The sequence below is a fragment of the Nocardia macrotermitis genome, from assembly GCF_009604405.1.
In the GTDB taxonomy this organism is placed as follows: domain Bacteria; phylum Actinomycetota; class Actinomycetes; order Mycobacteriales; family Mycobacteriaceae; genus Nocardia; species Nocardia macrotermitis.
The window spans coordinates 131,468-155,428 of sequence record NZ_WEGK01000002.1 but is presented as its reverse complement, the minus strand read 5'-3'; the positions used below and the strand labels follow the sequence as shown (position 1 = coordinate 155,428).

The following is a 23,961-nucleotide window of genomic DNA, read 5'->3' as shown; positions in this document are numbered from 1 at the left end:
GCGGCGGCTCACCGGAATTTCTTCTCGCGCATGTACTTTGCCAACTCGTCGTAGGTGCCGTCGTTGTTGGCGAATTCCACCACGTTGCGGGCGGATTCGAACCAGGCCCCCGCGCTGGGCTTCACCTGGGCGAGCGCGTCATCGATATCGCGCATGGTGACCGGGCGGACGGTGCCGGTGCGCATCGAATCGGCCATCGCCAGCTGGGTCGCCGAGGTGCACACGTGCGCCAGATCCGCGCCGGAGAAACCGTCGGTGCGCTTGGCGATCACGGCCAGATCGATGCCACTGACCGGGCGATCCTTCAGGTGGCGCCGCAGAATCGCCGTGCGCGCCGGGCGATCGGGCAGCGTCACCAGGATCATCCGGTCGAAGCGGCCGGGACGACGCAGCGCGACGTCGATGTCCCACGGATGGTTGGTCGCGCCGAGCAGGTAGACGCCCTCGTTGTCGACGGTGGCCGAATCCATCTCGGTGAGCAGCTGATTCACCACGGTCCGCATTGTCGCCGAACCCGACATCTGACTTCGCTTGTGCCCCAACGCATCCACCTCGTCGATGAACAGCACGCACGGCGCGTTGCGACGGGCGACCTCGAAGATCTGATGCAGATTGCGCTCGCTGGATCCGGTGTAGATGTCCAGGATGTCGGCGATCTCGACCGGATAGAAGTTCGCGCCCAGTTCACCGGCGACCGCCGCCGCGATGAACGTCTTCCCGCATCCCGGCGGCCCGTACAGCAGCAAACCACCGCGCGCACTGGTGCCGAATGCCTTGGCCAACTCGGGATTTCGCAACGGCCCCAGCAGCGACACCTCCAACTGCCGCTTGACGTTCTCCATCCCCCCGACATCCGCCAACCCGACCCCCGGCCGCTCGAACAGCCCCACATCCCCCTCCGCATGCGCCACCGGTTCCCCCTCCTCGTTCACCGACAACTCCCCCTCCCCGGCCACCTCCGCCTCGTTCACGAAAGCCGGCGCGATGATATCCCCCACCTCCCGCTCCGCAGCCGCCCAATCGAACGGAACAGGTTGCGTCGCATCGGATTCCGCCCCAACTTCCTGCCCACCCGCGTCGTTCCCGGCGGCACCCGGCCGACCTGCGGTATTGCCTGCCTGATCGGCGCTCTCGCCCCGCTGCGGCGTGGTGTCGGCCGACTGGTTTCCGGTGGTGCCCGCTCGGTTGTCGGTGGGCGTTCGGGTGTCGGTCGCGCCGGGCTCGGGCACGCGGTCGGGCGATGCGCCGTGGGTTTGCCCGGATTGTGCGCTCGGCTGCGGCGCGCCCGATGCCAGCGCGGCTGTGCAGCGTTGCAGGAGATCGAGTACCGCGGGGTTACCGGGGGCCATGCCGAGGGCGGTGGCGCAGTGGGTGAGGGCCTCGGTGTGGCGTAACCGGTCGGCGAGCAATTCGATCACCCGGATCCGCACCGGCAGCAGCTCCGGGTTGGTCTCGAGTATGCGCAGCATTTCGCTCAGAACCGGATCGTCGGTCACAACTCCCCCTCGCTCGGCAGACTCCTGCGATGTTAGCCCGTGGCACCACGGCATGACCAGGCGTTATGCCGGATACCTCGGCCCGGTGGACTATGCGCTAGCTCACAGCGCCGCACGCGGAATAGATCTCGCGGCCGCGCGGTTGACTCGTATTGCCGATGCCGGGACAGCCCCGGGCCGCACAATTCGTCGCTACGAGCGACCACTCGCCGAGAGGCGCATGTTGGGCATCGGCACCCCCGGTTCGCGGGGCTGGCGTGGCGTTCGCGAAACCGTTGCAGTAGTGCAGATCGAGCGCCGCCGGATTCACGAGATCCGGCGGCGTTCGGCATCTCCAGCGGCGAATTCGGTCGTTCGGCGCAATAGGTATCGATTTCGCCGGTGCGCGTTTCATCCTCACGCCGCGGCACCGGTCACCCGCTAGCCTCACACCCATGTGCCGCATTCTGGGGTGGTTTGCGACGATTGCGATCCTGGCGACGATCGGTGTGGTGCCCGGACCCGCCCGCGCGACGACCGATTCCGAACTCCACTGCGGGGTGAGTTCCGCGCGGGCCTTCCCGCGCGCCACACCGCGGCAGGCCGGTTTCGATCCGGCCCGCCTGGCCGACGCACTCGCCTTCGCCATGTCGCGAAATCGCTTGAACATACAGGTCTTTCACCACAACTGTCTGGTCGGCACCGGCCCGAGCGACGATCACACCGGCCGCACGCCCTGGAACGTCTGGAGCGTCACCAAGAGCGTGGTCTCGCTGCTGGCCGGAATCGCTTCGGACAGGGGCGAACTCGACCTGACCGCACCCATCGGCCGCTATCTGCCGCCGGGTCTGGGCGATGCGGAACATCGGTCGATCACGGTCACCGATCTGCTCACCGAGACCTCCGGACTGCACGTCGGCGCGATCAACGAGGGTGTCACCGGCGTCTTCCCGATCGATCCCGACAGCGCGGTGCAGGCGCTCGGCGTCCCGTTCGACACGCCGCCCGGCACCGCCTTCGCCTACAGCCAGCGCAATGTGGATCTGCTGTCGTACGTGCTGGAACTGGCCGTGCGCGAGCCGCTCCAGCAGTTCGCGCAGCGCGAGCTGTTCGATCCGCTGGGCATCGCGCGCGGCGACTACTACTGGGCGCGGGACCGTTCCGGGCACACCTACGGGTACGCGCATCTGCTGATCCCGCCCGACGATCTGGCCAAATTCGGTCTGCTGCTGGACAATTGGGGGCGATGGGGAAACCGGCAGATCGTCTCCTCGAAGTACGTGCACGCCGCGCGCACGCCCTCGGCGACCAATCGCTGTTACGGCTATCTGTTCTGGGTCGGGCCCGGCTGCGCGGAGGTGCCCGCCTTCCTGCCGAGCGGCAGCTATCAGATGTCGGGCATCGGGTTGCAGGACGTCTTCGTCGTTCCGAGCCTGGATCTGACCGTCGAGTGGACCGGCGTCTTCGGTAATCACAGCAGCGAGGGGCCGTCCGGCATCCTGCAGAACATGGGTGAGCTGTCCCACGAGTTCTTCCGCAAACTGCTCGCCGCCTTCGTACACCCGCCGATCCCCGATCCGGGCCCGTACGTCGAACCGCCGCTGCAACTCGACCCCCGCTCGTACTTCGACCCGAACATCACCCTGGCCCTGTTCGGCATCGGCCCCGACGCCTACCCGAACTGTAATGTGCTGTCCTGCTTGCGAACTCCCCTCGCGCCCCCGTTCTCCGACGCACCCCCGGGCTGCCTCATCCTGACCTGCCTCGGCCCCGACCCCCGCACCCCCGGCATCCGCTGACCGGCGCCGCTGCGGACTTCCACCGGGCCGCCGCGGCGGCCACCCACCGCATGACACGGAACAGCCGCCCCGCACACCCAACCCGACCGTGACTCAGCGGGCGAACCGCCATCGGGGCCGCGGCAGCGATCCATCCACCACCGCCGTGTGACACGGGACGATCCCGCACGCCCTCGCTCTCACCGCCAGAGCGGCCACTTGTCCTGCAAGCCCGTCCCGCCCGACGCATCGACCGGGCGGGGCGGCACACCTCAGCGCCTCAGCGCGCGACCAGAGTTGCCAGGCGTCCGGTGTCCATGTAGTCGCGGAACAGCACGATCTGCCCGTCCCGGACGCGAATCAGGTTGACCGAGGTGCGGCCGCGCCAGCGCACGCCATCGGGCCCGGTCATATCGACCTCGTTCTCCGCGAAGAACAGTTCGGGATCGGTGGTGTCGTACACGTGCGGGTAGACCCCGTGTATCCGGAGGCTGGACCGGCCCGCCCAGCGCTGCGCGAGATGTTCGCGGATCGCCTCCCGGCCCTCGAGGCGTTCGGGCAGGCCGGGCACGGTCCACGGAATTTCGAAGACCGCGTCCGGCGCCATCGCGTCGGCGAACGCGTCGGCATCGGGGCTGGCGAGCCCGGCGAACAGCCGTTCGACCCGCTCTCGTGGTGTGAACTCCTGATCTGTCATGACTTACCCCTTAAAATCGGAACGTATGCCCCGGTTATAACCCGGAACGTACGCCCCGCTTGTCAACAGTGTTCCGGGTAGACTCACGCCGTGACCGAAATACAGGCGAAGGCGGCCACGCCCTCCGGGACGGGCCGCGCGCTGCGCGCCGACGCCCGCCGCAACCGTGAACGCGTACTGGCCGCGGCCCAGGAGGCGTTCGCCGCCGAGGGCATCTCGGTCCCGCTGGACGAGATCGCCCGGCGCGCGGGCGTCGGCCCCGGCACGGTCTACCGGCACTTCCCGACCAAGGAGGCACTGTTCCACGCGGCGATGCTGGACCGCGTCGAACGGATGGTCGCCCACGCCCGGACCCTCGCCGATGCCGCGGACCCCGGCCGCGCCTTCTTCGACTACCTGGACTTCATGGTCGTGGAAGCGGGCGTGAAACGCGACCTCGCCGAAGCCGTGGGCGGCCATGAGAGCCTCGAAAACCCCGGCCCCACAGTCGAATTGCTCGCCGCCATCGACGTCCTGCTACGCCGCGCCCAAACCGCCGGCGCCGCCAGATCCGATATCGACATCGACGACCTGATGCGAATCCTCAAGGGCGGCTTCCTCGCCACCCACACCACCGGCGCCAACGCCGACCAACGCCACCGCACCTTCACCGTCCTCTTCGACGGCCTACGCCCCCGCTGAACAGGCAGCCGCACACAGCAGGCACCCGGATCACTCGTAGTGTGTGCCTACCTGAGCGATCCAAAGCTCCTCGCCCACAACTCGATACACGAGGCGATGCTCCTGGGTTATCCGGCGAGACCAGTAGCCCGCAAGGTCATGCCTCAGCGGCTCCGGCTTGCCGATGCCGTCGAAAGGGTCCGCGAGTATCGCCTTGACGAGAGCATTGACCTGCCGCAGTACGGCCCGGTCATCCTGCAGAAAAGCCGTGTACTCCTGCCACGCCCGCTCCGAGAAGACGACCCTCACTCGAGCAGCTCACGCTCGATACCGCGTCCTGACTCCAACTCTCTGATGGACTGACGCAACCGAGCCCCGCCCGGGCCACTCAGCAACTCGACCGTGGTCATCAACGAGTCGTAGTCGTCTTTCGACATCAACACGGCATTCCCCCCCTTCGACACGATCTCGATCGTGTCGTGATCCTCGTTGACCTGCTTCACCAGCGGAAATAGATTCTTCCGCGCTTCAGATGCGGTAATCGCTGATGCCATGTCAACCTCCATTGTTCTGGTACCGGATATGGTACCAGAACAATGGGCGAGCCGATCGGCTCAGCGGTCGGCGAGGAGGACCTCGGCGATCTGGATCGTGTTGAGGGCGGCGCCTTTTCGGAGGTTGTCGCCGGAGACGAACAGGGCCAGGCCGCGGCCTTCGGGGACGCCCGGGTCCTGGCGGATGCGGCCGACGAGGGAGTCGTCGACGCCGGCGGCCTGGAGGGGGGTGGGGACGTCGACCAACTTGACGCCGGGGGCGTCCGCCAGGAGTTTGCGGGCCTCGTCGGGGGATAGTGGGCGGGCGAATTCGGCGTTGATCGAGAGCGAGTGGCCGGTGAAGACCGGGACGCGCACGCAGGTGCCGCTCACCAGCAACTCCGGCAGGCCCAGGATCTTGCGGCTCTCGTTGCGCAGCTTCTGATCCTCGTCGGTCTCGCCGGAACCGTCGTCGACCAGCGAACCGGCCAGCGGCAGCACGTTGAACGCGATCGGCGCGACATACTTGTCCGGCGCGGGGAACTGCACGGCCGAACCGTCGTGGGTCAGCTTCTCGACATCGTCGATGACCGCGCGCGCCTGCGAGGCCAACTCGTCCACACCGGCCAGTCCGCTACCGGACACCGCCTGATAGCTGGACACGATCAGCCGCTGCAATCCGGCGGCGTCGTGCAGCGGTTTGAGCACCGGCATCGCGGCCATGGTGGTGCAGTTCGGGTTGGCGATGATGCCCTTGACCAGGTTGCGGGTCTGCTCCGGATTGACCTCGCTGACCACCAGCGGCACCTCGGGGTCCTTGCGCCACGCCGAGGAGTTGTCGATCACGGTCACCCCGGCGGCGGCGAAGCGCGGGGCCTGCACCCGCGACATGGTCGCCCCGGCCGAGAACAACGCGATGTCCAGCCCGCTGGGGTCGGCGGTCTCGGCATCCTCGATCACGATCTCGCCCGAACCCCACGGCAGCGTCTTGCCCGCCGACCGCGAGGACGCGAAGAACCGCACCTCGTCGGCGGGAAAGTTCCGCTCCTGCAACAGTTTTCGCATGACAGCGCCGACCTGTCCGGTCGCGCCGACGACACCCACACGTACGCCCATGGCTAGGCCCCTTTCGACATGCTCGGGAGCGCTACGTGGTTACGCTCCGCTGCCGCCTCCGCGCTTGACCCGATCATGGCTGTGCCCCTTTCGACATGCTCGGGAGCGCTACGTGGTTACGCTCCGCTGCCGCCTCCGCGCTTGACCCGATCATGGCCGTGCCCCTTTCGACATGCTCGGGAGCGCTACGTGGTTACGCTCCGCTGCCGCCTCCGCGCTTGACCCGATCATGTCAGCGCCCCGTTCCCGCGTGCACGACCGCGACCTCGTCGCCGCCGAGATCGAAGGCCCGGTGCAGCACCTGCACGGCCTCGTCGAGTTCGTTGTCCCGCACCAGCACCGAGATGCGGATCTCCGAGGTGGAGATGAGATCGATGTTGATCCCGGCGTCCGCGAGCGCCTCGCAGAACGTCGCGGTGACGCCCGGATGACTCTTCATCCCCGCGCCCACCAGCGACACCTTGCCGATGTGGTCGTCGTAGAGCACCTGCGAGAACCCGATCTCGCTCTGGCGGCTGGTGAGCATCTCCACCGCGCGCGAGCTGTCGGTCTTGGGCAGGGTGAAGGTGATGTCGGTCTTGCCGGTCTCCACCTTCGAGATGTTCTGCAGCACCATGTCGATGTTGATCTCGGCGTCGGAGATCGCGCGGAACACCTTGGCCGCGTAGCCCGGTTCGTCCGGCAGTCCGACGACGGTCACCTTGGCCTCGCTGCGGTCGTGCGCGACGCCGGTGAGGATTGCTTGCTCCAAGGGGATGTCCTCCATCGATCCGTAAACGTAGGTGCCCGGCTTGTCGGTGTAGGACGAGCGCACATGCACGGGCACGTTGTAACTGCGCGCGTACTCCACGCAACGCAGCATCAGCACTTTGGAACCGCAGGCCGCCATCTCCAGCATCTCCTCGTAGGAGACCTGTTCCAGGCGCTGGGCATCGGAGACGATCCGCGGGTCGGCGGTGAACACGCCGTCCACGTCGGTGTAGATCTCGCACACGTCGGCCTCGAGCGCCGCGGCGAGGGCGACCGCGGTGGTGTCCGAGCCGCCGCGACCGAGCGTGGTCACGTCCTTGCTGTCCTGCGAGACGCCCTGGAACCCGGCGACCAGCACGATCGTGCCCTCGTCCAACGCCTCACGCAGCCGCGACGGGGTCACGTCGATGATCTTGGCCTTACCGTGTGCACCGGTCGTGATGACGCCGGCCTGCGAGCCGGTGAACGAGCGCGCCTCCGCACCGAGTGAATGAATCGCCATGGCCACCAACGCATTCGAGATGCGCTCGCCCGAGGTGAGCAGCATGTCCATCTCGCGCGCCGGGGCGGCGGGCGAGACCTGCTGGGCCAGATCCATCAGCTCGTCGGTGGTGTCGCCCATCGCCGAGCAGACCACGACCACCTCGTGCCCCTGCTTCTTCGTCTCGACGATCCGCTCAGCGACGCGCCGGATGCGCTCGGCGGTGGCCACCGAGGATCCTCCGTACTTCTGGACGACGAGAGCCACGAGGGATCCTCCAAGGTCGACTACTAGCTGTTACCAGCACCCCACAGTACCGACTCGGGTCCGGAGGTCGACCCCGCACCTCATCCGGAAGGCCCCGAGAACGCGGGAAAGCGGACTGGACACGCTTCCGATACCTGCCGAAGGGAGCGTATAGGTACCCGACAGTGTTATATCCCACGCGAACGGGCAATCTGAAACGTTCCCAAACCTTGTGAGCTTCATCACAAGGGACGGATAATTCGCATCATGCAGGCAAATGTCGGAGATCGATTATCTGTGCACAGCCACATGGTCGGAATGCCCGATCGGACGGGCGAAATCCTCGAGGTGCGCGGGGCCGACGGCACACCGCCGTACATCGTCCGATTCGACGATGGCCACGAGAGCCTGGTGTTCCCCGGCCCGGACTGGGTCGTTCAGCACCACTGAGCCGATTCGGCGGGTTCCGCACCGGGTCGCACGGACATCCCATCGATCGAGTCGACGCGAGCGGCGGACGCTCCCGGCGGCTCGATAGCCAGCTGTACATACTGGACGGTTTGCGTTATCCCGGGCTTCACATCATGGTTGACGACCACATGTGACCACGGAGACAATCGGGCGCGAGTATTTCGGGGGGTGGAGGGCAAGGCTATGCGCACGAAGACCGACCACCGATTCATCGTCGACGTCGATCCAGACCGAGTGATGGAGGCACTGCTCGCGATCGAGCGGACCCCCGACTGGTCCCCCTCGCACAAGGATGTGCGCGTGGCAACCCACGACGCGTACGGGCGACCCAAGCGCGTCTACGCCACGGTCAGCCCGATGGGCAATTCCGACCGTCAGGTGCTCGAGTTCGACTGCACCGCCGACCGCATCTCCTGGCAGGTCGTCGAGAGTGGCGCGGGCGGCGGCGGCAAGGGCTGGTTCGAACTCGAACAATCCGACGAGGGCACCGAGGTCTGGTACCACTCCGAGGTCTACCTGCCGATCCCGGTGCCGGGCATCCTGATGAAACGCAGTATGGCCCGGGCCAACGAGGAAGCCGTCCAGAACCTCATCGAATTCATCGAGAAGTTCCAGTTCGGCGAGAACTACGACGTGGGCTGAGCACGCGCCGGGTCGCCCACGGCCCGTCCGAAGACCTGTCACGATGATGCTCATGATTCGTGGCAAACGATCCCGGATGCAGGCGGTCACGGAACAGTCCTCGGTGACCCAGCTGGAACTGTTCTTCGATCTGGTGCTGGTCTTCGCCTTCACCCAGGTCCACGGCCTCGCCGAACACGAGACCACCGCGGTGAACATGCTGCGCGCGTTCCTGGTGCTGGCGATCATGTGGTGGGTCTGGATCGCGTACGCCTGGCTCGGCAACGTCGTGAAGGCCGACGAGGGCATCGCGCGGCTCGCGCTGTTCGGGGCCATGGGCGCGGCGCTGATCGTGGCCATCACCATTCCCGAGGCATTCCACGACATGCCCGGCGGCTGGTTCGGGCCGCTGGTGTTCGCGCTGGCGTACCTGTTCATCCGGCTGGTGCACCTGGTGATGTTCTGGTGCGCCAGCGCGCAGGATCCGCAACTGCGCGGGCAGGTGACGCGCTGGGCGATCGGGTCGATCACGATCGGTACGACGCTGCTGATCATCGCCGCGCTCAACCACGGGACCACGCAGCTGTGGTTGTGGATCGCGGCCGTCGCGGGCGATATGGCGTGGACGTTGTTCTCCGGCAACGAATGGCGGGTCAACTCGACCTCGCACTTCGCCGAACGACACGGCCTGATCGTCATCATCGCGCTGGGTGAATCGGTCGTCTCCATCGGCGTCGGCGTGGCCGGACTGCCGATCTCCTGGCCGATCGCGGTGGGATCGATTCTGGGACTTGCCGTTTCGTTCCTGCTCTGGTGGGCGTACTTCGACGTCGGCGCGGCCGTGGTGGAGGAACACCTGGCCGGCGCGAGCGGGGAACGGCAGATCAAGATCGCGCGAAACTGCTACACCTACTGGCATTTCCCGATGGTGGTGGGGATCATCGCGATGTCGCTGGGACTGAAGTACGTGCTCGAATACCTCGGCGGCGCGGAGGAACACACGTTACACGATGCGCTGCACGGGATTCCGCTGTTCGCGCTGTACGGCGGCGCGGCCGGATATCTGCTCGCGCTGGTCGGATTCCGGCATTACGCGACGAAGGTCGTGCTGTGGCCGCGGCTGGTCGCGGCGGTGGTGATCCTCGCGCTCGTCCCGTTGGCCTCGATACTGCCCGCGATGGCCGCGCTCGCGGTGTTGTGCGCGGCGCTCGGGGCGCTGATCGCTTGGGAGACAGTGCGTTACGCGGGGCCGCGGGAACAGGTTCGGCACCCGGCAACGCACTGAGGCCACTACCCGTTGTTGTCCACGGTTTCCTCGACGCGCACCCCCTCGTGCACCGCGCGACGCATCTGATGGACGTTCTCGCGCAACACATCTCCCACCAACTCGTCCGTGCGCGGATCGGCCAGCACCTGGAACACGATGCGGAAACTGGTGCTGGCGATACCGCGGATGATCTCCTCGTGGAAGGGCAGATACTTCACCCGGCCCAGCGCCGGATCCCGCTCGATCAGCTCCATGATCATCTGGTCCATTTCGGCGCGGTTCTCCTCGAGCGCCGCGGCGATGTTCCGGGTGTACTGGCCCACCCGCAGCACCTCGGAAACCTCCTCGAGGACCGCCATCGTGACCGGGCGTTTGACCGCCTCCACGATCGCGTTGATCGCGCGGTTCACGATCGCGACGGTGACCCGGTCGCCGAGCGCGCGATCGGCCACGCGCAGCACCCGGACCAGCAACACCAGGATCTGCACCACGTACGAATGCGCGAAATACGGTGCGGTCGCCGGGATCAGGCTCAGGATCTCGTACCAGTACAGGAACGGATAGTTCCAGGACCAGTCCTCGCGCCGCCAGCGCCACAGGAATTCCAGGGCGAAGACGCCGCACGTCGCGTAGTCCACGATGACGATCGGCTGCGCGGCCGGATGCGGCACCGGGAAGATGTCCACCCAGCAGATCGCCGCCGCCGAGACCACCGCCACGACGAGCATCAGGTAATCGGTCCACAGAACCGGTGGTTTGCGCGGATATTCCTGCGCCGACACGACGGTGTTCTTCGGCACGACGGGCCCCTTCTGGCGGCGAAATGATCTCGCCGAGACTAACCCGCCGATGTCCCGGACATCAGTGTCCGGCGCGAACGATGTTCTCGATATTGCGTTCCGCCAGCGCGGAGATGGTGAGCGACGGATTGACCGTGCCGGTGCTGCCCGGCACCGCGGCGCCGTCCATCACGTACAGCCCGGGATGGCCGAGCACCCGGCCGTAGTTGTCGGTGGCCCGGCCCAGCACCGCGCCGCCGAGCGGGTGCGCGGTGAACACCGCGTTGGCGTCGTAGCCCAGGGCGGTGTACTCGACCATCGAGCCGCCGCGTTCGGCGATGCGGTGATCGACCGCGCGGGCGGCCGCGACGACCCGGTCCTGCGCCTGCCTGGGCCAGCGCAGCCCGACCGTGCCACGGGCCTTGTCGTAGCCGAAACGTGCGCGGGTGGGATCGAAGACCAGGCCGAGGGAGGCCAGTGCGCCGGTCTCCACCGGAATGCCCGGGATGTACCAGCTCTCCAGGCTCAGCGGCATGCCGGATTCGTCGAAGACGCGGCTGGCGCTGGGCACGCCCTGGCCCAGGCCCTTCAACGAGCTCTCGCCGCGCGCGAGCACGACGTCGCCGTTGGTGCCCCAGCCGTCGCCGATGTGCTCGTTGAGGTGCGGCAGCGTGCCGGTGGCCTGGGCGCGCACCAGCAGTTCGGAGGTGCCCACCGAACCCGCGCCGAGGAACAGGCGGTCGCAGGTGAGGGTGCGGCGGCGCAGGACCGCGCCGGTGGGGTCGAGCTTGGTGACCGTCACCGAGTAGCGGCCGCCGGGTTCCTGGGCGATGGATTCGACCTGGTGTCCGGCGAAGATCTTCGACTTGCCGGTCGCCTGGGCGAATTTCAGATAGTTCTGGTTGAGGTCGAATTTCGCGCCGTTGGAGTTGCCCAGGTTGCTGCGCGCGGCCGTCGCGGAAGCCCTTGACCTGCCGGACAATTCGGCGCGCAGGACATCCCAGTTGAAGACCGAGTCGTTGCGGCGCGGGGTGTATCCGGCCTTGCGCGCCTGGGCATCCCACGCGCGCGAATGGGTGAACGGCGTCGAGTTGTAGATGTCGGCGGGCATGGTGTCCAGCCGCAGCATCGTGCGCACGCGCGGGTAGTAGACCTTGTCCATCTCGTCGAAAGCGACTGTGCCACGGAAGATCTGGTCGAAGAAGCGGCGTTCGGGCTCGATCATCGCGCCGGTGTACACCACCGAACCGCCGCCGACCGCGGCGCCGCGCCAGACGTCGATCCCGTCGAACGAGGTGACATCCAGGACGCCGCCGAAATCCGCGAAACGCATCGGCACCTTGGTGACGCCGGTGAATTCGGTGCGATGCCAGAACCCGCGCCCGTCGGGCAGGTCGTCACCGGTGAAGATCTCCCGCTGCGGATCGTTGGGCCAGCGCGATCCGCGCTCGAGCACGGTGGTGGCGACGCCCGCCTGCGCCAACCGCAACGCCGTGATCGCGGCCCCGAACCCGGAACCCACGATGATCGCCTCGGTGTGTTCCGGCGGATCGGGAAGTGGCGCAAAGATTTCCGGCACCCACTGCCGGAACAGATTGCCCCAGACCGGATCGGTGGACGCGCGCGCGGGCCCACTCACACCCGCCGCGGCGGAACCCGCCGCACCGAGCAGCACAGCCGCACCCGCAGCCTTCACGAACGCACGTCGACGCACGGCCACCTCCCTCATCACGCATGGCCGCGCGCGAGATTACCGGGTCGAGGAAGGTTTTCTCAACCGAAACGGTTCCCCGTTTCCGGTATCACCCCCTGGCCACAATCGAGCAACCTCATATTGGGGAGATGTCATGGCCGCTGCCCCGGAAAATTCATGCGGAACCACCGATCCGGGGTTGGTTCGGATCGGTGGTTGCGTGGGATTTCGGAGCCGGGTAATCCCTAGGCGCGCAGGCGTTCTCGACGGAGTTGGGTGACCTCCGGGAGGTCCAGCGGGGCGAGGGAGTCGACGCCGAGCGCCTTGATCAGGAGGTAGTCGGCCAATTCGGGGTTGCGGGCCAGGGCGGGGCCGTGCATGTAGGTGCCCAGGACCGACCCCTGGACGACGCCCTCGAGACCGTCGCCGACGCCGTTGCCGACGCCTCGGGTGACGCGGGCCAGACCGGTAGCATCGGGGCCGAGAGTCGTTCCGCCACGGTGGTTCTCGAATCCGGTGAGCGGTTCGGACAGGCCGGGGATCAGGGGGGTGGTGGCCACCTCGCCGATCGAACGTTCGGCCTGGGGGGAGGTGGTGACATCGAACATGCCGACGCCGTCGACCCGCTCGCCGCCGGAGGTTTCGTACCAGTGGCCCAGCACCTGGATGGCCGCGCAGATCGCCAGCACCGGCGCACCGCGCTCGGCCGCCTGCCGCATGCCCGGATAACGCTGCAGGTGGCGGGTGGCCAGGCGCTGAGCGGAATCCTCGGCGCCGCCGAGCAGGTAGACGTCCAGGGAGTCCGGGACCGGGTCGTTCAGGGTGATCTCGACGATCTCGGCGTCGTATCCGCGCATCCGCAGCCGCTGCCGCAGCACGACCGCGTTCCCGCCGTCGCCGTAGGTGCCCATCACGTCGGGCAGCACCAGCCCGATCCGAACGGTCGACTCACTCATGCTGCGTCCTTTCGGGCATGATCGGGGGCCTGCGTGGTAACGCTCCGCTGCCGCCTCCGGCCCTGACCGCTCATGCCCGTGCCCTTTCGGGCATGATCGGGGGCCTGCGTGGTAACGCTCCGCTGCCGCCTCCGGCCCTGACCGCTCATGCCTGTGCCTCCAGATCGCGATTCAGATCGCGGAACGCGGTGTAGTTGGCCAGCACCTCGACCTGACCAGGCGGGCAGGAAGTGATGGCGCGCAACGGATTCGGCACCGTCGTGTGCTCGACACCGGCATACGTGAGCCGCACCGCCAGATCGGTGGCCCGCTCACCCGCGGCCACCACCTGGGTGCCCTCGAAGTGTTCGAACCGCACATCCCACAGCCAGGACAGATCCTCGCCGTCGGGCACCTGGCCGTTCACCGCGATCACCAAACCCGTTGCGGCAGGGTCGATCATGGACAACGCCTCCTGCCAGCCCGCCGGATTCTTGGCCAGCAGCAGCCGCGCGGTGTGGTCACCGACCTGGACCGTGCGGTAGCGGCCCGCGATCTCGCGCACCGTCCCGGCGGCCTCGGCGGCGGTCTCCGGCGCGACACCCAGCGCGACCGCGGCGGCCACCGCCTGCGCGGCGTTACCGCGATTGGCCCGACCCGGAAGGGCAAGGTGCAGTGGGATTTTCACGCCGTCGGGACCGTGCAGATGTTCCTCGTCGACCCACCAGTCCGGTTCGGGCCGCCGGAAATCCGCGCCGGTACTGCGCCAGTGCGTACCCTCCCACACGATCGGCTCACCGCTGCGCGGGCAACTCGTCGCGTCGACCGCCCAGCCGCTGCCCGCGGCCACCCACACCACGTTCGGGTGGTCGTAGGCGATCGAGGTGATCAGCACGTCGTCGCAGTTGGCGATGAGCACCGCGTCGGGGTGCCGGGCCATCCCGGCCCGCAGCTTGCGCTCGATCATGTTGATCTCGCCGACCCGGTCCAGCTGATCGCGGCTCAGATTCAGCAACACCACGGCGGCGGGATGCAGCGCGTCGGCGACGTGCGGCAGGTGCAGTTCGTCGACCTCGATCGCCGCGACCGGCGCGTCCCGATGGGCGTTCAGCGCGGCCACGATGCCCGCGTCCATATTCGCGCCGTCGGCCTGCGTGGCCACCGGACCCAGCGCGCCCAGCGCCGCAGCGGTCATCCGCGTGGTCGTCGATTTGCCATTGGTGCCGGTCACCAGCACTGTGTGCCGGTTGCGTCCGAGCTGCGTCATGATGGTCGGATCGATCTGCAGGGCGATCAGCCCGCCGATCATCGACCCCTTACCGCGCCCGGCCCGCTGCGAGGCCCAGGCCGCAGCCGCCGCCGCCCGCAACGCGACCCGTCCGCGCATCGAGATGTCTGCCACCCCGCGAGTTTAGGGGCAGGTGGGCTACTCACACCTCTCGGGAGCGCCATCGGGGAGGGGACGTGGGTCACAGTCCGCCCATCCACACCCCCACACGATCTCGACCACGTCGCCCCCGGAACTCACGGGAGGCCCGAGCCATCGTGCTGCGGTCGAATCCGGCCGTGCCGTACGAGTTCGCCCGAGCGACGCGAGCAAACCCGATCACCTCTCGGAGCCGAGGAGAACGTGTCGATATCCGGGTCGGCCGAATCAGACCGAGGTATCGAAGGAGTTCGGTTGACCGGCGGCGTAGCGAGTGGCGTCGAGTTGGCGGAAGGGTTCGAGTTCGGGTGCGCGGTAGAGGGGAAAAAGCTTGCAGCGCGGGGCATTCGAAGCGACGGTGTCCAGCAGGGCGTTCACGGCGCGGCGGGCGGATTCGCACGCGCCCTCCATGGTGGCCAGGTCGATGGTGGTGCGGACGTAATCGCCTGCGAGGAAAAGGTTTTCCAGCGCGCCGTGCGGTTGCGGGCGGGCCGCCCAGGAGCCGACGGTGTTGATCAGCAGCGGGTCGGCGTTCGTATTGCGTTGCCGCGCGGCGTCCCACGCGACGCCCGTGTCCAGGAACCAGGAATGCAGATCGGCCTCGGGCAGGTCCGTCTTCCCCTTCAGATGCGCCTGGATCTGCGCCCAGACCTCGCGGGCGATCTGCTCGTGCGTACATTCCCGGGCCGGTTTGTGATACAGGATTCCGGGCGTGTTCCAGTTCGAGATGTCCACCGACAGGCAGTCCCGCACGGTTCCGTCACCGAATCCGGAAAGCGGTGTGCGCGACCAGAATTGGTTCTGCGCGATGGAGGTCAGCGCCCACGGCGAATCGACGTACGCGACGTGTCCGCGCGCGATCCGCGTCGGCCGCCGCAGATAGAACTGGATACCGGACATCCAGTCGATCACCAGCCGGTTCATCGCCGCCAATTCCGGTCGCACCGCGAGGATTTCGGGCGTCCACAGTTGCCGGGCCACCTCGGCGGGCACCGCCATCACGAAATGATCTGCCGCGACGGCACTTTCGGCGCCGCCCGCGTCGACCACCCGAGCGCCGGAGATCCGCCGATCCCGCACCTCCAGCCGACGCAGCCGCCCGGTCACGAACCGGACCCCGAGTTCGCGCAGTCGCCGCGCCCACGGTTCGATCCAGACCTGCGAGGTCGGGCCGTTCAGCAGCCGGTCCAGCGGGCCGTCGTCGCCGGTCAGCAGCGGGTTGCCCAGGAACTGCTCACCCATCGAGCCGATGGTGCGGGTGCTGGCCCGATCGTCCTTGGCGGCGACCAGCAGCGTGGTCAGCGTGCGGGACATCAACGCCCGGAATTCGACCGAATGCTGTTGTGCACCAATGAAATCGCGCCAGGCGATATGCTCCCACCGGCCGGTCCGACGGGCATCGCAGCTGGTCATGAAGACCAGCAGTCGTCCGGCGAAGTAGGCGGCGTCGGTCATCGGCATCTTCGCCGACGTCGCTATCACCGAGGCGAGCGTCTGCCGGAAATCGTCCGGATTCGACCACGCCTTACCCGGCCCCATCGGCACGATGGTGTCCGGTCCGATGCTGCGCGAGAAGCGCGCCTCGGTAGCCGCGACGAGATTGTCCCAGACACCATTTGCGTTGCCCGAGAAGGGAATTCGCCGCATCGTGTCCGGAATGTGGTGATAGAATCCGGGGAAGAACCGGAACCCGTGCTCCCCCGGCAGCTCCGGCCGCCCGCCGCGCGCGCTGCCCGGCACCGCGATACTGCGCGCCTTACCGCCCAGCGCCCGTGGCTCGTACACGGTGACCTCGAACCCCCGCTCGGCCAGCTCGTGCGCCGCCGTCATCCCGGCAACGCCCCCGCCGAACACCGCGACCCGCCGCCCGGTCGCCGCTCGCGCGGGCACCCGCACACTCAGCGCACCCGCCGTCAGCGCACCCGCCACCGCCGTCCCACGAAGAACCGTTCTCCGCGAAACCATCTCGCCCTGCTCAACCATCCGGACCTCCACGCCGCGAACACTGTAAGCGTTCACAACGCTCCCTGCGCGCACGGGCGGCCGATCACGGACCCGGTACCCGGTTGCCGAGACATCGCTCGCGTCGGGAGGAACGCATCAGCCGGTCACCCGTACTTCGGCGGGAATCGGCACTTGACCCTCGGTTTGCGGCTCCCGGTGGGATTCACCGCTCACATCGACACGCGCCGTGGCGACACGCGATCGCCGAGCCGACGTCGCCGCCAGCGCACCGGCGATCACGATCACGCCCCCGACCAGCGACCACACCGTCGGCCGCTCACCCAGCACGAGCCACGAGGAGGTGATGCCGACCACCGGAACCATCAGGGACAGCGGGGCGACCGCGCCCGCGGGATAGCGACCCATGAGATAGGTCCACAGGCCCGAGCCGACCACCGTGGCCAGGACGGCCGTGTAGCCGAGCGCGGCCAGAGCGGGCCAGCCGGTTGCCGAGAACGCCGTGCCGAGAGCGCGCATGCCGGAGCCGGGTCCCTCGATCGCGAACGACAGCGCGAACAGCGGGATCGGCGGCACCACCGCCATCCACAGGGTCAGGTGCAGCGGGTCGGGCTTGTCCCCGGTCTCGGTGCCCGCCGCAGCCAGCCTGGAACCGAGGTTGCCGAACGCCCAGCCCAACCCGCCCGCCAGGGTCAACAGGACCGGCAGCAGGGTCGCGTGCCGGGCACGATCCCAGCCGATGAGCACCATGCCCAGCACCGCCGCCGTCAGGCCGAGAATCTGTGCGGCGCCGAGCCTTTCGCGCAGGAACAGCGTTCCCAGCAGCACCGTGAACGGCGCGGAGGACTGCAATACCAGAGAGGCGAGCCCGGTCGGCATGCCCGCCGACATCGCGATGAACAGGAAGGCGAACTGCGCCACCCCGAATCCCAGCCCGTACAGCAGCAACCACCGCATCGAGACCTTCGGCCGCGGCACCAGTATCAGCACCGGCACCGCGATGACGACGAAACGCAGCCCGGCGAAGAACAGCGGCGGGAAATGCTCCACCCCGATGTGCAGAGCCAGGAAATTCAAGCCCCAGAGCAGGACGACGGCCAGTCCGAGCAGACGATCACGCTTAGTCACATCGTCCAGCATGGGAACGACAAAGGATAAGAACAATCGAATATTTATTCATCAATAATGTAGTAGAACTTACCTATGCCCAATCCGGTGCCGCTGTCCGTCGAGCGATTGCGAATCCTGCGCGAACTCGCCGACCGCGGCACCGTCGCGAGCGTCGCCGAGGCGTTGTCGATGACGCCCTCGGCCGTCTCCCAGCAACTGAAGGTGCTGGCCCGCGAAGCCGGGGTCGCGCTGCTGGAACCGGACGGGCGACGGGTCCGGCTGACCGACGCCGGACACGCACTGGTCGTCCGCGCCGACGAGGTGCTGGCCGCCATGGACCGCGCCGCCGCCGAGATGGCGCTGTATCGAGGCGCATCCCACGGCCGGGTGCGAGTGGCGATGTTCCCGTCCGGCGCCGCACTGCTGCTCCCGCGCGTACTCACCCTGCTCGCCGAGAGCCGAGTGGATATCGCCGCCAGCGACGTGGACGCACCACCGTCCGAGGTCTCGGGCCTGCTCGCCGACTACGACGTGGTGCTCACCCACCGCGACGAGCACGCCCCTTCGGTCGCCGGCCCCCGCGTCCACTCCGAACCCCTGCTACGCGAACCGATCGATATCGTCGTGTCGCCCGGCCACCGCCTCGCCGGCCGCGAATCCGTCACCGCCGAGGAACTGACCGACGAAACCTGGCTGAGCGAACGCGGCGGCTTCCCCGTAGACGACGTCCTACGCACCATCGCCACCGTAACCGGCGTCCAACCCCGAATAACCCAGCGCCTCAACGACTTCCGAGTAATCGAAGAACTGGTGGCAGCCAACCACGGCATAGCCCTCATGCCCCGCTACTCCGTATTCCACCCCCACCTGGCCATCCTCCGCCTCTCCGGCGTCCGCGCAGGCCGCATCTACGACCTCACCACCCGCCCCCACACCACCCACCGCCCCGCCATAGCCACAGTCCTGTCCGCCTTCCACACCGCCGCCACCGAAGTGGCCGCGGCGATCAATTCCAGGGTCGGACCGACGACTGCGGCATCTGCTCACGCCGACGAAGATGTCGCACCCCGATGAAGGGCGAACCAGCGGTCACCAGCATGCCGATCCCGATCGGAACCCATCCCTGCCAGGTGTTGTGCGAATCACGAGCGACCACCACCACCGCCCCGGAACGGCATCGGCCGTAACACGTGCGTCAGTACGATGTCGGCCACCTGCGCAACCGGCACCGTCGTCACGACCTCGAGCGTGGCGGATGCTCTCAACAACGGCTCGACGGTCCGCACATACCCGAGCGTCTCGGCGAGTTCGGCCGGACTCTTTCCATACGAGTTGTCCGTACGAGTCCCCAGCCGCTCGACGAGAACCTCGACCGGTGCGCTCAGCAGGACGATCCTGTCGAAACGCGGGTAGAACACGGTCTGATTGCGGGTCGTGCCCTGCACGAACAGCGCTCCGTGCAGCTCCGATTCGGCCCGAGACAGCAGAGCGTCGATCTTGTCTTCACGCCACAACATTTCGCCGTCAACGTCATGGTGATAGTCACCGTAGTCGGTGTCGACAGTCCAATATCCGCGTGCGGCAAGCTCTTTCAGCAACGATGACTTACCGGCTCCCGACATGCCGGTTATCAGCACACGCTTCACCGCCGCCACGGTAGTCGAACGAGCCTGCGTTGTTGCCAGGTCGGACGCAAACGAAATCGGTTCAGTCACAACGTGAAGCGGCGACTGCGCGACCGGGTCGAACCGAATTCGGTTGCAGCGCAGACGTAATCGACGTTGCGGTGTGGCGACGTCCCCGGAACGTACAGCACCGCACCTCGACCGGGTGGTTGAGGTGCGGTGCTGGGGAGGTCAGCGGCCGTAGGGGTCGCGGCCGTACTGGTCCGGGACTCCGTACTGGCCGGTTTGGGGGCCGGCGGGGTAGGGGTTCTCGGGGTATGGGGGGTTTTGCGGGCCCGGGTATTGGGATTGGACGGGCTGGAAGTTGGGGGACGGGATGTTGTAGGCGAAATCGTCGGCGACCATGGCCGCGAGTTCGAGCAGGGCGAAGCGGGTGGGTTTGCTGACGAGTTCGAGGTCGATCTCCGCGCCCTCGGCGAGGTGGTCGTCGAAGGGCACCACCTGAACCGCGCGGGTGCGGTCCAGGAACAGTTTGCGCAGCTGATCGAGGTCGACCGTGGAGGCGCCGCGGCGAGAGGCGTTGACCACCACCACGGTTCGTTCCACCAGCTTGTTGTAGCCGTGGTGCTCGAGCCAGTCGAGCGTGGCCGAGGCACTGCGCGCGCCGTCGATGGCCGGGGAGGTCACCAGGATCAGCGAGCTCGCCATATCCAGCACACCGGCCATCGCCGAGTGCATCAGACCGGTACCGCAGTCGGTCAGGATGATGTTGTAGAACTGCTGCAGGATATTGATCGCGCGCCGGTAGTCCGCCTCGCTGAACGCCTCCGACACCGCCGGATCCTGTTCGCTGGCAAGCACTTCCAGTCGGCTCGGGGCCTGCGAGGTGTGCGCCCGCACATCCGAGTAGCGGCTGATCCGCTGATCCTCCAGCAGATTGCGCACCGTGGAACGGGTCTGGCGCGGCACCCGGTGCGCGAGCGTACCGAGGTCGGGGTTGGCGTCGATGGCGATGACGCGGTCACCACGCACGGAAGCGAAGGTGGAGCCGAGGCCGACGGTGGTCGTGGTCTTGCCGACGCCACCCTTCAGCGACAGGATCGCGATCCGGTAATCGCCGCGCACCGGCTGATTCACCCGCTCGGTCATCTCGCGGAACAGCACGTCCGCGGAGGACTCACCCGGGTTGATCGCACCACCGGACATCTTGTGCACCGCACGACGCCACCCACCGCGCGGCGAACGCTTGGCCCGCTTGAGCAGGTTCAGATCGTTGACCGACTGACCGGGCTGACCCAGCTGCCCGATCGGTTGCTGCTGCTGCGGCGAAGGCGACTGGAATCCCGGCTGCTGCGGCGGCTGATGCTGTTGCTGCACAGGCGGATTCGGCTGTCCCATCGGACCGCCCTGCCACCCCGACTGCTGCGGCGGCTGTTGCTGCGGAGGCTGCGGCGGCTGATACATCTGCGGCTGCGGCGGAGGCGGCGGAGCCCAACTCTGCGGCTCCTGCGCGAACTGCGGCGGCTCCTGCCCGGCGGGCGGCTCGGCCCCCGCGGGCTCCTCGTTGAACGTCCGGCGCACCATGCCGTCGCTGCCGATCTCACCCCGGACCTCGCCGTACGGCGTCTCCTGGCGAACCTCACCGTAATTCGGCGCGGGCGGCTCGTTGAAGTTGTGCGGCGCGGCCTCGGCGAAATTCGGCGGCGGGGCGTCGGGGAACGGCTGTTGCTGCGGCGCGGCGAAATTCGGCGGCGCGAACGAGGTCGGCTCACCCGCGCCACCGGGCGGCGCGAACGGACCACCCTGCTCGGCTGCCGAAAAGTTGCCGGGCGGCGCGAAACCTGGCTCGGGCGGCGCGAACTGCCCGGCTCCCGGCGGACCGTACTGCATTTGCGGCGGCGGGAACGCACCCATCTGCGGCGGCGCACCCGGAGGCGCGAACGGCCCCGGCTGTTCCGGTGCGAACGGTGACCCGGGCACGAATTGCTGCGGCTCGGAACCGAAATGCTGCTCCGGCGGGAACTGCCCGTCCGGACCGGGCGGCGGCCCCGCCGGGAACGGCGACTCGTCCATCGCGTCGGGCACCGGCGGGAACATCCCCGATGCCTGCTCCTGCTCGGATGCCGAATCGTGGTCGCCCGGTTCGGATCCGGTGTCGGCGCTCGCGACGGGGTCGTCCGTCTTCGCCTCGTCGTGCGCCGTTGCCATCTTCGGGTCGTCCTGCTCGGTGTCCGTATCCGTGCCTCGGCCTTGCAGCCAAGCCGGTGAGTTCGAGTTTTCGTTGGTCGTCACGTATCCCCCATCTGCTCGGGAGTTTTCGAGCAGTGAGCTCGGCGCTGATGCTGTCCAACGCTAGCACGCTGTGCGGATGCTCGTAGTGCCACAGAGCGGCTACGCACCCATACGACGGGGAGTTGTCCACATGTGGACAACTCCCCGTACGACAACTACTGTGACTCGCCCGGAACCGCTGCCGGACACCCGGTTCCGCGCGAACTACCGCCGCTCGCGACGCGACCGGTTGACCGCCGAGACCACCGCCCGCAGCGAGGCCGTGGTGATGGAGGTGGCGATACCCACACCCCAGCTCACCGAATCCCCGATCGCGCATTCCACATACGCCGCGGCCTGCGCGTCGTCACCGGAGGACATCGCGTGCTCGGAGTAGTCCAGCACCCGCACGTCGTACCCGATGGTGGCCAGCGCATCGACGAACGACGCCAGCGGACCGTTACCGGAACCGGTGATCTCCTGCTCGACGCCGTCCACCTTGACCACCGCGGAGATCGAGTCGGTCCCGGTGTCGGTCTCGGCGGCGGTGACCTTCTGCCGCATCCGCTCCAGCGGCAGGATCGGGTTCAGGTACTCCTCGGCGAAGACGTCCCACATCTCCTTCGGGCTGACCTCGCCGCCCTCGCCGTCGGTGATCTTCTGGATCGCCTGCGAGAACTCGATCTGCAACCGCCGCGGCAGCGCCAGCCCGTGATCGGTCTTCATGATGTAGGCCACACCGCCCTTGCCGGACTGCGAGTTGACCCGGATCACGGCCTCGTAGGTGCGCCCGACGTCCTTGGGGTCGATCGGCAGGTACGGCACCTCCCAGGTGATGTCCGCGACGTCCGCACCCGCCGCGTCGGCGGTCGCCTTCATCGCGTCGAGGCCCTTGTTGATCGCGTCCTGATGGCTGCCCGAGAAGGCGGTGTAGACCAGGTCGCCGCCGTACGGATGACGCTCGTGCACCGGCAGCTGGTTGCAGTACTCGACCGTGCGGCGGATCTCATCGATGCTGGAGAAGTCGATCTGCGGATCCACGCCCCGGGAGAACATGTTCATCCCCAACGTCACCAGGCACACGTTTCCGGTGCGCTCACCGTTGCCGAACAGGCAGCCCTCGATGCGATCCGCACCGGCCAGATAACCCAGCTCGGCGGCGGCCACACCGGTGCCGCGGTCGTTGTGCGGGTGCAGGGACAGCACGATCGACTCGCGGCGGGCCAGATTCCGGCTCATCCACTCGATGGAGTCGGCGTACACGTTCGGCGTCGCCATCTCCACGGTCGCGGGCAGGTTCACGATCAGCGGCCGCTCGGGCGTCGGCGCGATGATCTCCGAGACCGCGTCGCACACCTGCTTGGCGTATTCCAGCTCGGTGCCGGTGTAGGACTCCGGGCTGTACTCGTAGCGCCAGTTGGTGTCGGGGTAGTTCTGCTCGATCTGCTTGCACAGCGTGGCCGCGTCGGTCGCGATCTTGCGCACGGCGTCGCGGTCGGCGCGGAAGACGACCTTGCGCTGCAGTATCGAGGTCGAGTTGTAGAAGTGCACGATCACGTTGGCCGCGCCGCGGCACGCCTCGAAGGTGCGCTCGATCAGCTCGGTGCGGCACTGGGTCAGCACCTGGATCGTCACGTCATCGGGGATCGCGTTCTCCTCGATGATCTCCCGGACGAAGTCGAAATCGGTCTGGCTGGCCGACGGGAACCCGACCTCGATCTCCTTGTAACCCATCCGCACCAGCAGATCGAACATCCGCCGCTTACGGGCCGGGCTCATGGGATCGATGAGCGCCTGGTTGCCGTCGCGCAGGTCCACCGCGCACCAGCCCGGCGCACGATCGATGACCTTGTTCGGCCAAGTGCGGTCGGGCAGCGTGATCGACTCGACCTCCTCGGCGAACGGCCGGTACCGGAACGTCGGCATCGAGGAGTTCTTCTGTTCGTTCCACGCGGGCTGGTCGGCCGGGGCGGGCTTGGACGGCGCGGTGATGGCGCGCGTTACGAAGGCGTCAGCGGATGGCATGCAATTCTCCGAGGGTGTGGGTTGGTGTATCCCAGGTGAT

General features: G+C 67.5%; 21 protein-coding genes. 6 read left to right on the top strand and 15 right to left on the bottom strand.

Translation table 11 applies throughout. The annotated features are described in order from the left end of the window. Positions 1-8 precede the first annotated feature (8 nt). Positions 9-1,496: an ATP-binding protein gene (locus NRB20_RS04605; protein ID WP_319944474.1), complete on the bottom strand. Its 1,488-nt coding sequence runs from the start codon at positions 1,494-1,496 to the stop codon at positions 9-11. 434 nt (positions 1,497-1,930) lie between these two features. On the opposite strand from NRB20_RS04605, the gene NRB20_RS04600 reads away from it, so the two are divergent. Continuing rightward, entirely contained in the window at positions 1,931-3,274 is a 1,344-nt protein-coding gene (locus tag NRB20_RS04600) for a serine hydrolase domain-containing protein (protein WP_153407979.1), read from the top strand. 259 nt (positions 3,275-3,533) lie between these two features. On the opposite strand, the gene NRB20_RS04595 is transcribed toward NRB20_RS04600, so the two are convergent. Next, complete coding sequence (locus NRB20_RS04595) at positions 3,534-3,950, bottom strand: nuclear transport factor 2 family protein (protein ID WP_153407978.1); 417 nt, start codon at positions 3,948-3,950, stop codon at positions 3,534-3,536. A gap of 90 nt (positions 3,951-4,040) precedes the next feature. Here NRB20_RS04595 and NRB20_RS04590 point away from each other — a divergent pair, with 90 nt between their 5' ends. Then, positions 4,041-4,631 carry a TetR/AcrR family transcriptional regulator gene (locus NRB20_RS04590; RefSeq protein WP_319944473.1) on the top strand — a complete coding sequence of 197 codons (591 nt, stop codon included), beginning with the start codon at positions 4,041-4,043 and terminating at the stop codon, positions 4,629-4,631. A 30-nt stretch (positions 4,632-4,661) separates the two neighbouring features. On the opposite strand, the gene NRB20_RS04585 is transcribed toward NRB20_RS04590, so the two are convergent. The 4 genes from NRB20_RS04585 to NRB20_RS04570 all read right to left on the bottom strand — a co-directional run bounded on the left by NRB20_RS04585 (position 4,662) and on the right by NRB20_RS04570 (position 7,757). After that, entirely contained in the window at positions 4,662-4,919 is a 258-nt protein-coding gene (locus tag NRB20_RS04585) for a Txe/YoeB family addiction module toxin (protein WP_319944472.1), read from the bottom strand. Further along, positions 4,916-5,164 (bottom strand): type II toxin-antitoxin system Phd/YefM family antitoxin, encoded by a 249-nt coding sequence (locus tag NRB20_RS04580; RefSeq protein ID WP_153407977.1) that lies wholly within the window; start codon positions 5,162-5,164, stop codon positions 4,916-4,918. The genes NRB20_RS04585 and NRB20_RS04580 overlap by 4 nt, the downstream gene beginning before the upstream one ends. Positions 5,165-5,224: 60 nt before the next feature. Next, complete coding sequence (locus tag NRB20_RS04575; RefSeq protein WP_153407976.1) at positions 5,225-6,259, bottom strand: aspartate-semialdehyde dehydrogenase; 1,035 nt, start codon at positions 6,257-6,259, stop codon at positions 5,225-5,227. 232 nt (positions 6,260-6,491) lie between these two features. Then, on the bottom strand, positions 6,492-7,757 hold the full coding sequence (locus NRB20_RS04570) for an aspartate kinase (protein WP_319944471.1): 1,266 nt from the start codon (positions 7,755-7,757) through the stop codon (positions 6,492-6,494). Between the two features lie 246 nt (positions 7,758-8,003). Between NRB20_RS04570 and NRB20_RS04565 the strand changes: the two genes are divergently transcribed. The 3 genes from NRB20_RS04565 (at position 8,004) to NRB20_RS04555 (ending at position 10,113) form a co-directional block, all read left to right on the top strand. Beyond that, on the top strand, positions 8,004-8,186 hold the full coding sequence (locus NRB20_RS04565; RefSeq protein WP_153407975.1) for a DUF1918 domain-containing protein: 183 nt from the start codon (positions 8,004-8,006) through the stop codon (positions 8,184-8,186). A gap of 204 nt (positions 8,187-8,390) precedes the next feature. Beyond that, positions 8,391-8,849, top strand: coding sequence for an SRPBCC family protein (locus NRB20_RS04560; RefSeq protein ID WP_153407974.1), 459 nt, complete (start codon positions 8,391-8,393; stop codon positions 8,847-8,849). A 52-nt stretch (positions 8,850-8,901) separates the two neighbouring features. Further along, a complete protein-coding gene (locus NRB20_RS04555) occupies positions 8,902-10,113 on the top strand; it encodes a low temperature requirement protein A (protein WP_153407973.1) in 1,212 nt (403 codons plus the stop codon). A gap of 5 nt (positions 10,114-10,118) precedes the next feature. Here the strand turns inward: NRB20_RS04555 and NRB20_RS04550 are convergent, their stop codons facing one another. From NRB20_RS04550 to NRB20_RS04525, 6 genes are all read right to left on the bottom strand, one after another. Then, positions 10,119-10,895 carry an ion transporter gene (locus tag NRB20_RS04550; RefSeq protein ID WP_153407972.1) on the bottom strand — a complete coding sequence of 259 codons (777 nt, stop codon included), beginning with the start codon at positions 10,893-10,895 and terminating at the stop codon, positions 10,119-10,121. Positions 10,896-10,956: 61 nt separating this feature from the next. Beyond that, entirely contained in the window at positions 10,957-12,588 is a 1,632-nt protein-coding gene (locus NRB20_RS04545) for a GMC oxidoreductase (protein WP_319944470.1), read from the bottom strand. Between the two features lie 224 nt (positions 12,589-12,812). Further along, complete coding sequence (locus NRB20_RS04540) at positions 12,813-13,523, bottom strand: type 1 glutamine amidotransferase (RefSeq protein ID WP_153407970.1); 711 nt, start codon at positions 13,521-13,523, stop codon at positions 12,813-12,815. 145 nt (positions 13,524-13,668) lie between these two features. Continuing rightward, positions 13,669-14,889 carry a Mur ligase family protein gene (locus tag NRB20_RS04535; protein ID WP_153408608.1) on the bottom strand — a complete coding sequence of 407 codons (1,221 nt, stop codon included), beginning with the start codon at positions 14,887-14,889 and terminating at the stop codon, positions 13,669-13,671. 267 nt (positions 14,890-15,156) lie between these two features. Then, a complete protein-coding gene (locus NRB20_RS04530; protein ID WP_153407969.1) occupies positions 15,157-16,893 on the bottom strand; it encodes a hydroxysqualene dehydroxylase in 1,737 nt (578 codons plus the stop codon). Positions 16,894-17,028: 135 nt separating this feature from the next. Then, positions 17,029-18,018: an EamA family transporter gene (locus tag NRB20_RS04525; protein WP_319944469.1), complete on the bottom strand. Its 990-nt coding sequence runs from the start codon at positions 18,016-18,018 to the stop codon at positions 17,029-17,031. A gap of 93 nt (positions 18,019-18,111) precedes the next feature. Between NRB20_RS04525 and NRB20_RS04520 the strand changes: the two genes are divergently transcribed. Next, on the top strand, positions 18,112-19,074 hold the full coding sequence (locus NRB20_RS04520; RefSeq protein WP_153408606.1) for a LysR family transcriptional regulator: 963 nt from the start codon (positions 18,112-18,114) through the stop codon (positions 19,072-19,074). A gap of 68 nt (positions 19,075-19,142) precedes the next feature. On the opposite strand, the gene NRB20_RS04515 is transcribed toward NRB20_RS04520, so the two are convergent. From NRB20_RS04515 to leuA, 3 genes are all read right to left on the bottom strand, one after another. After that, positions 19,143-19,646: an AAA family ATPase gene (locus tag NRB20_RS04515; protein WP_319944468.1), complete on the bottom strand. Its 504-nt coding sequence runs from the start codon at positions 19,644-19,646 to the stop codon at positions 19,143-19,145. A 210-nt stretch (positions 19,647-19,856) separates the two neighbouring features. After that, a complete protein-coding gene (locus NRB20_RS04510; RefSeq protein WP_153408602.1) occupies positions 19,857-21,722 on the bottom strand; it encodes a MinD/ParA family ATP-binding protein in 1,866 nt (621 codons plus the stop codon). 399 nt (positions 21,723-22,121) lie between these two features. After that, positions 22,122-23,921, bottom strand: a complete 1,800-nt coding sequence (leuA, locus tag NRB20_RS04505) for a 2-isopropylmalate synthase (RefSeq protein ID WP_153407967.1) — start codon at positions 23,919-23,921, stop codon at positions 22,122-22,124. Positions 23,922-23,961: the final 40 nt, after the last annotated feature.

Coding starts and splice junctions, on each gene's coding strand:
- NRB20_RS04530 (WP_153407969.1), bottom strand. CDS start 16,893: ATGGTTTCGCGGAGAACGGTTCTTCGTGGGACGGCGGTGGCGGGTGCG.
- NRB20_RS04580 (WP_153407977.1), bottom strand. CDS start 5,164: ATGGCATCAGCGATTACCGCATCTGAAGCGCGGAAGAATCTATTTCCG.
- NRB20_RS04535 (WP_153408608.1), bottom strand. CDS start 14,889: ATGCGCGGACGGGTCGCGTTGCGGGCGGCGGCGGCTGCGGCCTGGGCC.
- NRB20_RS04600 (WP_153407979.1), top strand. CDS start 1,931: ATGTGCCGCATTCTGGGGTGGTTTGCGACGATTGCGATCCTGGCGACG.
- NRB20_RS04595 (WP_153407978.1), bottom strand. CDS start 3,950: ATGACAGATCAGGAGTTCACACCACGAGAGCGGGTCGAACGGCTGTTC.
- NRB20_RS04510 (WP_153408602.1), bottom strand. CDS start 21,722: ATGTTCCCGCCGGTGCCCGACGCGATGGACGAGTCGCCGTTCCCGGCG.
- leuA (WP_153407967.1), bottom strand. CDS start 23,921: ATGCCATCCGCTGACGCCTTCGTAACGCGCGCCATCACCGCGCCGTCC.
- NRB20_RS04540 (WP_153407970.1), bottom strand. CDS start 13,523: ATGAGTGAGTCGACCGTTCGGATCGGGCTGGTGCTGCCCGACGTGATG.
- NRB20_RS04560 (WP_153407974.1), top strand. CDS start 8,391: ATGCGCACGAAGACCGACCACCGATTCATCGTCGACGTCGATCCAGAC.
- NRB20_RS04575 (WP_153407976.1), bottom strand. CDS start 6,259: ATGGGCGTACGTGTGGGTGTCGTCGGCGCGACCGGACAGGTCGGCGCT.
- NRB20_RS04565 (WP_153407975.1), top strand. CDS start 8,004: ATGCAGGCAAATGTCGGAGATCGATTATCTGTGCACAGCCACATGGTC.
- NRB20_RS04555 (WP_153407973.1), top strand. CDS start 8,902: ATGATTCGTGGCAAACGATCCCGGATGCAGGCGGTCACGGAACAGTCC.